The organism is Nonomuraea dietziae (genome assembly GCF_014195505.1).
GTDB classification, from domain to species: domain Bacteria; phylum Actinomycetota; class Actinomycetes; order Streptosporangiales; family Streptosporangiaceae; genus Nonomuraea; species Nonomuraea roseola.
On sequence record NZ_JACIBV010000001.1, the window covers coordinates 5175226 to 5186781 of the forward strand.

General features: G+C 70.4%; 12 protein-coding genes. 4 read left to right on the forward strand and 8 right to left on the reverse strand.

Annotated elements, in window-relative coordinates:
- Positions 1–9 precede the first annotated feature (9 nt).
- From FHR33_RS24625 to FHR33_RS24640, 4 genes are read right to left on the reverse strand one after another with little or no spacing between them, the layout of a single operon-like run.
- Positions 10–1554, reverse strand: coding sequence for a bifunctional uroporphyrinogen-III C-methyltransferase/uroporphyrinogen-III synthase (locus FHR33_RS24625; RefSeq protein WP_221241226.1), 1545 nt, complete (start codon positions 1552–1554; stop codon positions 10–12).
- Positions 1551–2450 carry a hydroxymethylbilane synthase gene (hemC, locus tag FHR33_RS24630; RefSeq protein ID WP_312895703.1) on the reverse strand — a complete coding sequence of 300 codons (900 nt, stop codon included), beginning with the start codon at positions 2448–2450 and terminating at the stop codon, positions 1551–1553. The genes FHR33_RS24625 and hemC overlap by 4 nt, the downstream gene beginning before the upstream one ends.
- The gene (locus tag FHR33_RS24635; protein WP_183652117.1) at positions 2447–3703 is read right to left on the reverse strand and encodes a glutamyl-tRNA reductase; all 1257 of its coding nucleotides are present in this window, start codon (positions 3701–3703) and stop codon (positions 2447–2449) included. The genes hemC and FHR33_RS24635 overlap by 4 nt, the downstream gene beginning before the upstream one ends.
- Positions 3700–4386: a redox-sensing transcriptional repressor Rex gene (locus FHR33_RS24640; RefSeq protein WP_183660269.1), complete on the reverse strand. Its 687-nt coding sequence runs from the start codon at positions 4384–4386 to the stop codon at positions 3700–3702. Before FHR33_RS24640 ends, FHR33_RS24635 begins: the two co-directional genes overlap by 4 nt.
- Before the next feature lie 103 nt (positions 4387–4489).
- On the opposite strand from FHR33_RS24640, the gene FHR33_RS24645 reads away from it, so the two are divergent.
- The gene (locus FHR33_RS24645) at positions 4490–4726 is read left to right on the forward strand and encodes a glutaredoxin family protein (RefSeq protein WP_183652120.1); all 237 of its coding nucleotides are present in this window, start codon (positions 4490–4492) and stop codon (positions 4724–4726) included.
- 21 nt (positions 4727–4747) lie between these two features.
- On the opposite strand, the gene FHR33_RS24650 is transcribed toward FHR33_RS24645, so the two are convergent.
- Positions 4748–6379, reverse strand: a complete 1632-nt coding sequence (locus FHR33_RS24650) for an antibiotic biosynthesis monooxygenase (protein ID WP_183652123.1) — start codon at positions 6377–6379, stop codon at positions 4748–4750.
- A 180-nt stretch (positions 6380–6559) separates the two neighbouring features.
- On the opposite strand from FHR33_RS24650, the gene FHR33_RS24655 reads away from it, so the two are divergent.
- From FHR33_RS24655 to FHR33_RS24665, 3 genes are all read left to right on the forward strand, one after another.
- The gene (locus FHR33_RS24655) at positions 6560–7210 is read left to right on the forward strand and encodes a sigma-70 family RNA polymerase sigma factor (protein WP_183652126.1); all 651 of its coding nucleotides are present in this window, start codon (positions 6560–6562) and stop codon (positions 7208–7210) included.
- 71 nt (positions 7211–7281) lie between these two features.
- Positions 7282–7932: a DUF5667 domain-containing protein gene (locus tag FHR33_RS24660; RefSeq protein ID WP_183652129.1), complete on the forward strand. Its 651-nt coding sequence runs from the start codon at positions 7282–7284 to the stop codon at positions 7930–7932.
- Between the two features lie 59 nt (positions 7933–7991).
- A complete protein-coding gene (locus FHR33_RS24665) occupies positions 7992–8864 on the forward strand; it encodes an HAD family hydrolase (protein WP_183652132.1) in 873 nt (290 codons plus the stop codon).
- Between the two features lie 38 nt (positions 8865–8902).
- Here FHR33_RS24665 and FHR33_RS24670 read toward each other — a convergent pair whose 3' ends face one another.
- Genes FHR33_RS24670 through FHR33_RS24680 form a run of 3 tightly spaced genes read right to left on the reverse strand, consistent with a single transcriptional unit; the run spans position 8903 to position 11519 of the window.
- Positions 8903–9865, reverse strand: a complete 963-nt coding sequence (locus FHR33_RS24670; RefSeq protein ID WP_183652135.1) for an alpha/beta fold hydrolase — start codon at positions 9863–9865, stop codon at positions 8903–8905.
- 26 nt (positions 9866–9891) lie between these two features.
- Entirely contained in the window at positions 9892–10935 is a 1044-nt protein-coding gene (locus FHR33_RS24675) for an LCP family protein (protein WP_183652137.1), read from the reverse strand.
- Positions 10936–10937: 2 nt separating this feature from the next.
- Complete coding sequence (locus tag FHR33_RS24680; RefSeq protein WP_246452067.1) at positions 10938–11519, reverse strand: RNA polymerase sigma factor; 582 nt, start codon at positions 11517–11519, stop codon at positions 10938–10940.
- Positions 11520–11556 lie beyond the last annotated feature (37 nt).

Below are 11556 nucleotides of genomic sequence, written 5' to 3' on the forward strand. Positions count from 1 at the left end.
GGGGTCCCCCTACTTGGTGCGCCTGCGCGCGCCCCTGCGGTTCTGTGACGGCCTGCGCGGGATGTCGCCCGCCTCCAGCGCCGCCTGCCTCTGCTTACGACCGTACTCGGCCAGCGCGGCGGCCAAGGCGGAAGCGGAAGGTTTGTCGGCCATGACGTCGACGCGCAGCCCGAACTCCTCGGCCGTCTTGGCGGTCTGCGGGCCGATGACCGCGATCACCGTGACGTTGTGCGGCTTGCCCGCGATGCCGACCAGGTTGCGGACCGTGGAGGACGAGGTGAACAGCACCGCGTCGAAGCCGCCGCCCTTGATCGCCTCACGGATCGGCGCGGGCGGAGGAGCGGCGCGCACGGTCCTGTAGGCCGTGACGTCGTCGCACTCCCAGCCCAGCTCGGTCAGGCCCGCGACCAGCGTGTCGGTGGAGATGTCGGCGCGCGGGAGCAGCACCCTGTTGATCGGGTCGAGCATCGAGTCGTAGGGCGGCCACTCGGCGACCAGCCCCTCGGACGACTGCTCGCCGGTGGGCAGCAGGTCGGGCTTCACGCCGAACTCGACGAGCGCCTGCGAGGTGGCGTCGCCCACCGCCGCGACCTTCAGCCCCGCGAAGGCGCGGGCGTCGAGACCGTACTCCTCGAACTTCTCCCGCACCGCCTTGACGGCGTTGGCGCTGGTGAAGGCGACCCACTCGTAGCGCCCTGTGACCAGGCCCTTGATGGCGCGGTCCATCTGCTGGGGAGTGCGCGGAGGCTCGACCGAGATGGTCGGGACCTCCTCGGGCACCGCTCCGTAGGAGCGCAGCTGCTCCGACAGGCCCGCGGCCTGCTCCTTGGTGCGCGGCACGAGCACCCGCCAGCCGAACAGCGGCTTGGTCTCGAACCACGACAGCTGGTCGCGCAGGCCGACCGCCTCGCCGACCACCATCAGCGCGGGCTCGGTGAACCCCGCGTGCTTGAGGTCGGGCTGCAGCCTGGCGAGGGTGGTGGCGACCGTGTACTGCTCGGTCGTGGTGCCCGCGCCGCTGACGGCGACGGGCGTGGCGTCGGGCTTGCCGTGCGAGATCAGCGCCTTGCCGATGGCGACGGCCTGCTCGATGCCGTTGTAGATGACCAGCGTGCCGGGGCAGGCGGCGTGGGAGGCCCAGTCCTGCTCCTGCGCGGCGTCGACGATCCTGAACTCGGGCACGTCGGAGGCGGGAGGGATGCCGGCGTACGTGAGCACGGCCGTGGCGGGCGGCACGCCCGGCACGATCTCGAAGTCCACCTCCGCGGCGGTGCAGGCCGCCACCTCCTCGGTGATCGAGGAGAACAGCATCGGGTCGCCCTCGCACAGGCGCACGACGAGCTGGCCGGCCTTGGCACGCCTGACGAAGTCGCCCTGGACGACCTCGACGCCCTCCTTGCAGTGCTTGAGCAGCGGCTCGAAGGCCTCCTGGTCGAGCACGACGGCGTCGGCCCTGCCCAGCAGCTCGGCGCCGCGCAGCGTGAGGAGGCCCGCGTCGCCTGGACCCGCGCCCACGAAGGCGACGAAAGCGGAGGTTGGACTATCGGAGCTCAATGGGAATGCTCCCCCATCAATCTGTCGGCCCCATCGGCGATCATGGCGGCCGCGAGATCGCGGCCCAGCTCCATGGCCTCCGAAGGAGAACCGGCGGCGGACTTGCGCACCGCTTCGCGGCCGTCGAGCGAGACGACCACTGCGGTCAGGTTCAGCGTGTGGCCGTCATCGAGGGCGAAGGCGCCGACCGGGGCCGAGCATCCCGCCTCGAGAGCGGACAGCACCGCGCGCTCGGCCGTCACCGCGGAACGGGTCCGCGGATCGTCGAGCACGCTGAGGAAGTCGACCAGGTCAGACCGGGTCGAAAGGCACTCTACGGCCAAAGCGCCCTGCCCAGGTGCGGGCAGCAGCTCTTCGACTTCGAAGATTTGGGAGATTTCTCCCTGCCTGCCGATGCGGGTGAGGCCGGCGGCGGCCAGGACGACGGCGTCGAGCTCGCCCGAGGTGACCTTGCCGATGCGGGTGTCGGCGTTGCCGCGGATCGGCACGTAGTCGAGGTCCTGGCGCAGCGCGCGCAGCATCGCGATGCGGCGCGGCGAGCCCGTGCCCACCTTCGCGCCGGGGGCGAGGTCGGCGAACTTCGTCCTGCCCACCAGCGCGTCGCGCACGTCGTGGCGCTCGGGAAGCGCGGCCAGCGTGAAGCGAGGATCCTGCTTGGTCGGCAGGTCCTTCAGCGAGTGGACGGCGAAGTCGATCTCGCCCTCGACCAGCTTGTCGCGCAGCGCGCTGACGAACACGCCCGTGCCGCCGAGCTGCGACAGCTGGGCCTTGGTCACGTCGCCGAACGTCGTGATGCCGACCAGCTCGATCTCCCTGCCGGTCCTCGCCGTGTAGAGATCGGCGATCATCTGCGACTGGGTCGTCGCCATGAGGCTTCGACGGGTTCCCAGCTTCACAGGTCCACCCTCCTCACGGCCTCAGGCTTCTTCGGATCCAGATCGAACAGCTCACGCAGCGCTTCCGCATAATGATCGCCCGCCGGCGAGGTGGCGAGCCGCTTGACACGCACAGTCGGCTCGTGGAGCAGTTTGTCCACCACGCGCCTCACTGTCTGCTCCACCTCGTCGCGGGCCCTGCCCTCGAGCTCGGGCAGGCGCATCGTCAGCCTGCCGAGCTCGGCCTCGACCACCTCGGCGGCCTTGCTTCGCAGCGCCACGACGGTCGGGGTGACACGCGCCGCGCGCTCGGCCGAAAGGAACGTCTCGAGCTCCTCGGCCACCAGCGCCCTCACGGCGTCCACGGGGCCGCTCTCGGCCGCCCCCACGCCCGACTCCCTGATGGTCTCCAGGTCGACGAGGGTGACGCCGGGCAGCTCCCTGACCGAGGGGTCGATGTCGTGAGGGAGGGCCAGGTCGAGCAGGTAGACGGGGCCGCCCAGCATCTCCGGCGTGATCGTGTGGTGGCCCGCGCCCGTGCAGGAGATGACCAGCTCGGCGTCCTGCAGCTCTCGCTGGACCTCGGACAGCTCGACCGCCCTGCCGCCGACGGTCTCGGCCAGCCGTACGGCCTTGTCGAAGGTGCGGTTGGCGACCACGACGTCGGTGACGCCCGCGCGCGCCAGCGTGGCGACGGCCAGGCCGCTCATCGCGCCCGCGCCCACCACCAGCGCCCGCCTGCCGGTCAGCTCGCCGGCGAACGAGAGGCCCGCGGTGACCAGCGACGCGCCCGCGCGGTCGATGCCGGTCTCGGCGTGTGCCCGCTTGCCGACCCTCAGCGCCTGCTGGGCCAGCTCGTTCAGGGTCGCGCCGAGGGTGCCGTGCTCCTGCGCCAGCCTGAGCGCCTGCCGGGTCTGCCCGAGAATCTGGCCCTCACCGACGACCATGGACTCCAGGCCCGCGGCGACGGAGAACAGGTGCTCGACCGCGCGGTCCTCGTAGTGCACGTACAGGTGCGGCGTCAGCTCCTCCACCGGCACGCCCGAGTGCACGGCGAGGAGGTTGGTGACCGAGGTCAGCGCCGGGTGGAAGCGGTCGACCGCGGTGTAGACCTCGACCCTGTTGCAGGTCGAGACCACCATGGCCTCGGCGACGTTCACCTCGGTGTGCACGTCTTGCAGCAGCTTGACCAGCGCGTCTCCGGAGACCGACACGCGCTCCAACAGGGCCACCGGAGCACTCCGGTGGCTGAGCCCGACAACAAGAACGCTCACTGGCTGTCCACGGCCATAAGTGGCCCCCCACTCATCCGATCCGTTTTGCGCTGCTCGTGGAACGCAAGGATCTGCAGCTCGATCGATAGGTCGACCTTACGGACATCGACAGTGTCAGGCACCGAAAGCACGACGGGGGCGAAGTTCAGGATGCTCGTCACTCCGGCCGCGATCACCCGGTCGCACAACTCCTGCGCCGCGGCCGCTGGGGTGGCCAGCACGACGATCGAGACCCCGCGCCTCTTGATGACGGCTTCCAGCTCGTCGATGTGCTCAACATTCAACCCCGCTATGTCGTCGCCCACGATTTCGGGGTCGGCGTCGAGCAGCGCGGCGACCCTGAACCCGCGGGAGACGAAGCCGCCGTAGTTGGCCAGGGCGCGGCCGAGGTTACCGACTCCGACGATGGCGACCGCCCAGTCCTGGGTCAGGCCGAGCTCGCGGGAGATCTGGTAGACGAGGTACTCCACGTCATACCCTACGCCGCGGGTGCCGTACGAGCCGAGGTGCGACAGGTCCTTGCGGAGCTTGGCGGAGTTGACGCCCGCCGCGGTCGCCAGGTCCTCCGAGCTCACCGTGGCGACGCCTCGCTCGGCCATCCCGTTGAGCGCCCGCAGGTACAACGGCAGCCTGGCCACCGTCGCCTCAGGGATGCCGCGGTCACGCGGTTGGGACTGACGCATCACGTGCCGGGGCTCCTTGGGACTTGCGCGATCGGTGTTGGGGCCGTCTTTCAGACTAATCCCTTTGTGAACCGACGCACAAAGTCGTGGCTATCGTGGGGGCATGCACCAGATCACATTGCTGGGCAAGCCCGGCTGCCATCTCTGCGACGACGCCCGCGCCATCATCTCCAGAGTGGCGGGCGAGCTGGGGGTGCCGTGGGAGGAGATCGACATCAACTCCTCGCCCGAACTGACCGAGAAGTACTGGGAGATGATTCCCGTCACACTGGTCGACGGCGTGCAGCACGACTTCTGGAAGGTCTCCGAGGCGCGCCTGCGCGCGGCCCTGACCGGCTGACCTCGCGTACGGCGAGCCCGCTCAGAGCTGGAAGGCCGTCGGGAGCGGCACCACCTTCGCGGCGTTGACGTTGAGCTCGATGACGTTGGTGGCGAGCACCATCGACTGGCGTTCGGTGAGGAAGCGCTCCACATGCGGCTGGCGCTGGTGGTCGACGTAGGCGACCTCGTCGCGGTAGAGCTCGTAGACGATGCGCTGCAGCGGGGCCGACTTCACCGCGTGGCAGGCGTAGATCAGCGTGTCGGGCTCGCCTCGCCGTACGGCGTCGACGGTCTCCTCCGCCAGCCTGTCGAAGGCGTCGCCGGAGCCGTCCATGATCGTGAAGACGGTCAGCAGGCCGTAGATGTTCGGCGAGGGGCGGGAGGAGCCGACGGGGGCGGGCACGGTCTGGGCCCCCGTGTTGCCGCCGAAGAGGGGGTGCTCCGCGCCGGGGCGGTTGTCGGCGCCCGGGTAGATCTCCGCGCCGGGGTAGAGGGAGCCGGTGCCCGGCATGCCGTACTCGGGCTCCCTCGCGGCATCTCTGGGGCCTCTGCCGTAGCCGTGGGAGGTCGCCAGGCCCTCGGGCACGCCGAACATGCCGGTCTCGGGCGCCACCTGGGGAGCCTGCGGCTGCGGGATGCCGTGGGGGCCGGTCTGCGGGCCCATGGCCTGGTGGGCACCCGTGTGGAAGCCGTTGCTCTGGGGCCCGCCGTGCTGGCTCTGGGCCGGGCTGTTGTGGGGCAGGGGCGCGTCTGCGCCGTTGGCGGACATGACGTAGCCGGTGGCGGGGCCGGCGGAGAAGGCGTCGGAGGGTGGCGACATGCGGGCGGCGTAGTCGATCTCCTGCTCGCCGGCTCGGTACTCGGCCACCAGATCACCCAGACCCGACCTGCGGGGCTGGACGGCGGGCGCCTGGGCAGGCGCCTGGGCGGGCTCCTGAACGGCCCTGCGCCCCGACGGGCGCGTGTCCCACTGCTCGTCCTCGATCTCGTCCTCGTCGTCGTAGGGCGCGAGCGGGCGCAGCACGGTGTACCAGACAGCGGCGGCGGCGACCAGGAGCAGCGCGACGGTGAAGACCGCCGGCACGCTGAAGCGCACGGCGCCCACGAGCGCGATGCCGCTGGGCGCGATCACCAGGGCGGCGTGCATGTTGTCGGTGTCGTACTCGTCGCCGCTGCGCCAGCGCAGGCCCGCCACGACCAGGCAGCCCAGCATGGCAAGCCCCACCAGGGCGTGCACGCCCGTCAGGACGGACCTCGCCACCAGGCCCCAGTGGCCGGCCGAGGGCAGCGTCTCCTGCGCGAACTTCGCCTCGTCGAGGATCGGGTCGAGGATGATGATGTAGGTGGCGACGATGGTGACGGCGCTGCCGAGCAGCCAGGTGGCGAAGCTCGTCCTGCCCTTCTCGGCGAGCAGCTGGATCAGGCCGATGGCCAGCCAGAGCGGGGCGAGCAGGGCGCCGAACAGCTGGTAGAGCCTGAAGGTGAGAGCGCCGAACGACGTGACGCCACCCAGGCCGATCACAGCCAGTGACACGCACAGCGCGACCGCCGCGACCGTCCAGGCGATCAACCAGCCTTCGCGCTCTTCCTGGAGGCGGCGCACCAGGGCGTACGCGGCGATCCCTGCGAGCAGAGCGCCGGCGAACGCGATCACTGCGACGAGGAGTTCCATGGTGCCCCCAATGCTGCCGGACATCACCTCCCAACCGGTAGCCGAAGAGGGAAGCTGGTTGGTCCACACGGTATCCGCCGGTTACAGGTAGTCATGCCGCGCCCAGTGTGGATTGTGGAATTTCCAGTTGATTTCTAGAGTGTTCGAGCACGCCGCACCCCTTACCCCTAGGGATACCGGATGCCTGAATCGTGGTCGTTCGCCGGGCTACTTCCTCCAGCGGCCGTTGGAGGAGCACGGACGAGCGAGCTTGCCGTGCGCGAAGACGCCCAGGAGGCGGAGTGCGGTGAGCTGCGCGCGCTGGTCCTGCGGGCGAAAGCCGGCGACAGCGACGCCTTCGGAACGCTCTACGACCGCTATCTGGACCTCGTCTACCGCTACATCTACTTCAGGGTCGGTTCTCATCCCCTCGCCGAGGATCTCACCAGCGAGACCTTCCTCCGCGCTCTTCGCCGGATCGGCGACTTCACCTGGCAGGGCCGTGACTTCGGCGCGTGGCTCGTGACCATCGCGCGGAACCTGGTCGCCGACCATTTCAAGTCAGGCCGGTACCGCCTGGAGGTCTCGACCGCCGAGGTGCTGGACGTGCCGCTCGAAGGGGCGCACATCCCGGAGAACGCCGTCGTCACGGCGATCATCAACGACCGCGTGCTGCGAGCCGTCAGGGATCTCAATCCCGAGCAGCAGGAGTGCGTGGTGCTGAGGTTCCTGCACGGCCTGTCACTCGCGGAGACCGCACTGATCATGGGGAAGAAGAGTGGAGCGATCAAAGCGCTGCAGTTCCGTGCGATTCGATCGCTGGCCAGGGCCCTCAAGCCCGATCTGGCGTAACCTCACCCGGCGGCAGGTCGTTAGGCAAGTATCACCAACAGATCATCATCCGGGGGCGGCAGGGAGCGTTCATGGGTAGGTCGCGGCAACGGCGCCATGATGACCTTCTGCGCCAACTCACCGACCTGGGGGACAACCTCCCGCTGGGCCCGGGTCCCGATCCGGCGTTCAGAGCGAGGCTGCGCGAGACCCTCATGGCCGAGTCCTTCGCCGCGCCCGTCCCGGAACGGCGTGGGCAACGGCGCAGGCAGGGGCGATGGCAGCGGCAATGGCAGGGGCGATGGCTGGCCCCCGCCCTGTCGGCGGGCATGGCGCTGGTGATGGTGCTGTCCGTCATGGTGACCTCCAGAGCGGTGCCTGGCGACATGCTCTACCCGCTCAAGCGGGCCGCCGAGGGCGCGATCAGCGAGCTCAACCCCGACAAGGCCGGGGGCGAGCTGGAGGCCGCCGCGCAGCGGGCGGAGGAGCTCAGGGCGCTGCTCGACGCGGGCGGGGGCGGCCCGCACGTCGGCGCCACCCTCCAGGAGATGGAGGCGAGCACGCGCTCGGCCATGGAGCGGCTGGACAGAGCGGCCCCTCGCGACCAGGAGAAGATCAACCAGTTCGTCGAGGAGCAGCACAAGGCGGTCGATCCCATGCTGGAGCGGCTCAACGACGTGGATCAGGAGCAGGCCAGCGGCTACCTCGACTACATCGACGGCCTCAGGCTGCCGCCTGGCTAGCCGCGCGTACGACGCGGAGCGCGGGCTTCGGTAACGTGTGCCGGTTAAGCTGTCAGGCTATGAGGCGGCTACTTCGACGGCAACGTGCGACCGAGGCGGAGATGGCCGGAGAGGTGGCGGCAGCCGCCGCCGTGGCCACGCTCCCCGCCGATCCCGACCTCCAGGCCGCCGCCTTCTTCGACGTGGACAACACGATGATGCGCGGCGCCTCCATCTACCACTTCGCGAGGGGCCTTGCCACCCGCGGCATGTTCACCTCGTCCGACCTGATGAAGTTCGCCGTCGGCCAGGCGGTCTTCCGCCTGCGCGGCAACGAGAACCCCGAGCACATCGCGGTGGCGAGGGAGACGGCTCTCGCGTTCGTCGCCGGCAGCAAGGTCGAGGACGTCGTACGGCTCGGCGAGGAGATCTACGACGAGGAGATGTCCGACCGCATCTGGTCCGGCACCCGCGCCCTCGCCCAGTCCCACCTCGACGCGGGGCAGCGCGTCTGGCTGGTCACCGCCACCCCCGTCGAGCTGGCGAGGGTCATCGCGCAGCGGCTCGGGCTGACCGGCGCGCTCGGCACCGTCGCCGAGTCACGCGACGGGGTCTACACCGGCAGCCTGGTCGGCGACCTGCTGCACGGCCCCGCCAAGGCGGAGGCGGTGCGCGCGCTGGCCCGGCGTGAGGGCCTCGACCTCACCCGTTGCACCGCCTACAGCGACTCGGCCAACGACTTGCCGATGCTCTCGCTCGTCGGGCACGCGGTGGCGATCAATCCCGATTCGGAGCTGCGCGAGCACGCGAAGAAGCACGGGTGGCCGATCCGCGACTACCGCACGGGGCGCAAGGCCACGCTGACCGCGCTGCCGATCGCGGCGGGGCTGGGCGCGGTGGCGGGCGGCATCGCCGCCGGCATCGCCCTCCGCCGCCACTACCGCTCCACCTGACGGCCGGGGTTCCGCCGTCGGGCCACGGCTCCAGGCTCTCAGCTTGCCTGCCCGCACCGCTCCAGCAGCGCGGACAGCTCGGCGCTGACCACCGAGGGGCGCTCCAGCGCCAGCATGTGCCCCGCCCCCCGCACCACGACAAGCCGGGCGGACGGCAGCGCCTCGGCGATCCTGTGGCTGTGGACGAGCGGGGTGAGACGGTCGTGCTCGCCGACCATGACCAGTGTGGGCACCTCGCCGAGCGCGGACAGCGCCGCGAGCTTGTCGTGGACGGCCATGCCGTGGAAGAAGCCCGCCATCACCGCGGCGGGCGTGGCCGCGACCATGCGGTTGACGAAGCGGAGGTGCTCGGCGCTGGGGCCGAAGGCCATGTAGCGGGTCAGGGGCAGCGTGGTGACCGGAGTGATCAGCGGGTCTCTGAGCGCGCCCATGACGCGCGGGGTCACCCTCGGCGCGAGCCTGCCGAACAGCCCCGGCAGGCCGTAGGTGCTCTCGGCCAGCCGCCCGGACGACGTGCTGACCAGCGCCGCGCCGGCGATGCGCGAGCCGAACAGCTCAGGACGGGCGGCGGCCAGCCCCATCACCGTCATCCCGCCCATCGAGTGCCCGACCACAACCACGGGCAACCCTGGCGGCACCACGGAGGAGATCACGGCGTGCAGGTCCTCGCCGAGCTGCTCGATCGTGCAGCAGTCGGGAGGACCGGCGGTCGAGTCGCCGTGGCCCCGCTGGTCGTATGAGACGAGCATGGCCCTGCCCGCCAGCGCCTCGCGCTGGAAGTGCCACGAGTGGCGGTTGAGCGCCCAGCCGTGGGCGAACACCACGGCGCAGGTGAGCGACTCGGGCTCGTCCACCTCGACGGCCAGCCGTAGGCCGTCGGGGGTGGTGACGGTCAGGGCGCGCCCGCGCAGCGGCTGGGGCACGGGGGCCCTCCGCACGCGGGCCGCGGCCCCGACGGCCACACCTGCCAGCACCCCCGCGGCGACCTTCCACGCTGTCATGTCGCCGACGATAACTCTTGCTGGACTTATCGTCCAATAGGCTGGTCGTCGGCGAGCTTCCCGAACAGCCGATCGGCGTCGGGCTGTTTCCACGCGAGCCGGTTGTGGTCGCGGGGGTACGGGATCGCCGGCACGGTGTGGAAGGAGACCTTGGCGTCCGCCATGCCCCTCGCGATGGCGGACATCTCCCTCACCCCCAGCCCTTCGTCGGTGATGACCGACTTGTTCGCGGCCTCGATGAAGGCGCCGATGCGCGTGGGATCGCTCCTGACCTTCCGCACGAGGGAGGTGAGCAGTTCCTGCTGTCGCTCGATGCGCTGCAGGTCGCTGCCGTGACCGTAGGCGCGCAGCCTGAAGTAGCCGAGCGCCTGCTCCCCGTCGAGCTCGTGGACGCCCGCGGGAAGCTTCAGCTTCGACTTGGGGTCGTCGATCGGTTTCGGCACCTCCACGCGGACTGTCCCGACCGCGTCGACGAGCTCCTTGAACCCGGCGAAGTCGACCTGGACGGCGTGGTCGATCCTGAGGCGGGTGAGGCTCTCCATGGCCTTCCACGTGCACTGGAGACCGCCCTTGTTGAGCGTGGCATTGATCATCATCACCCCGCCCTGCTGTCCGCCGCAGGCCGGGACCTTCACCATGGAGTCGCGCGGGACGTTCACGGCCGCCGCCGACTTCCCGTCGGCCGACAGGTGCAGCAGGATCAGCGTGTCCGCCCTGGCTCCCGCGTTGTACCTCGCTTCGGCCGGGCCGTACTTGGCGTTGCCCTCCCCGTGGCGGGTGTCGGAGCCGATGAGCAGCACGTTGAGCGCCTGGTTCGCCTTGGCGGGGCGTGCCCCCGCCGGTGCGGGCACCGTACGGCCCGACAGCGTCTGCTGGCCGCCGACCAGCACGATCGGCACGGCGACCGCGGCCGCCGTGGCGGCGGCGGCCAGGCCCAGCATCGGCCAGCCGCCCAGCCTGAGCCTGCGGCGCGGCGAGTCCTGGTAGCGGTGGCGCTGGCGGGCCAGCGACGCGGGCGGCTCGTGCTCCAGCTCGTGCCCGAGGTCGCGGAGCATCCTCAGATCGTCCATGGTCACTCCTCCTCGTTCATCGGGTTGGTGTCGCCGAGGGCCGCGCGCACCTTCTTGCGGGCCCTGTTCAGCCGGGAGCGCACGGTCCCGACGGGGATGGACAGCGCCCGCGCGACCTCCTCGTAGGACAGGTCGCCCCAGGCGACCAGCAGCAGCACGTCCCTGTCTCTCGCGGGCAGCGCGGCGAGGGCGGCTGCCAGCTGCGGCCTGGCGGCCCGCGCCGTCATGCCCGTCACGACGCGCTCCACGTGTGACTCCGACACCCCGTCGTGCGGGGCGCGCAGCAGCGCCCTGTACCGGGCCGCCTCACTGCGGTGATGGCGAGACAGGAGCTTGGTGACGATCCCGAACAGCCACGGCCTCGCGTCCGTGTAGGCGGGGTCGTAGCTCTTGCGCTTCGCGAACGCGATCAGGAACGTCTCACCGACCAGGTCCTCGGCCGGTTCGGGTCCCAGACGTTTGGAGACGTAGCGGTAGAGCATCGCCGAATAGCGGTCGAACAGCTCGGCGAACTGCTCGGGGTCGATCAGGGAACTTCGGATCAGCTCGTCGTCCCTGACTCGGACGTGGGTTGGCGCGGTCAACAGGCCGCCCCCTTCGAAGGCATCAACGTGGTCCCCC

Coding starts and splice junctions, on each gene's coding strand:
- FHR33_RS24640 (WP_183660269.1), bottom strand. CDS start 4,386: ATGCGTCAGTCCCAACCGCGTGACCGCGGCATCCCTGAGGCGACGGTG.
- FHR33_RS24645 (WP_183652120.1), top strand. CDS start 4,490: ATGCACCAGATCACATTGCTGGGCAAGCCCGGCTGCCATCTCTGCGAC.
- FHR33_RS24650 (WP_183652123.1), bottom strand. CDS start 6,379: ATGGAACTCCTCGTCGCAGTGATCGCGTTCGCCGGCGCTCTGCTCGCA.
- FHR33_RS24655 (WP_183652126.1), top strand. CDS start 6,560: ATGCCTGAATCGTGGTCGTTCGCCGGGCTACTTCCTCCAGCGGCCGTT.
- FHR33_RS24660 (WP_183652129.1), top strand. CDS start 7,282: ATGGGTAGGTCGCGGCAACGGCGCCATGATGACCTTCTGCGCCAACTC.
- FHR33_RS24665 (WP_183652132.1), top strand. CDS start 7,992: ATGAGGCGGCTACTTCGACGGCAACGTGCGACCGAGGCGGAGATGGCC.
- FHR33_RS24670 (WP_183652135.1), bottom strand. CDS start 9,865: ATGACAGCGTGGAAGGTCGCCGCGGGGGTGCTGGCAGGTGTGGCCGTC.
- FHR33_RS24675 (WP_183652137.1), bottom strand. CDS start 10,935: ATGGACGATCTGAGGATGCTCCGCGACCTCGGGCACGAGCTGGAGCAC.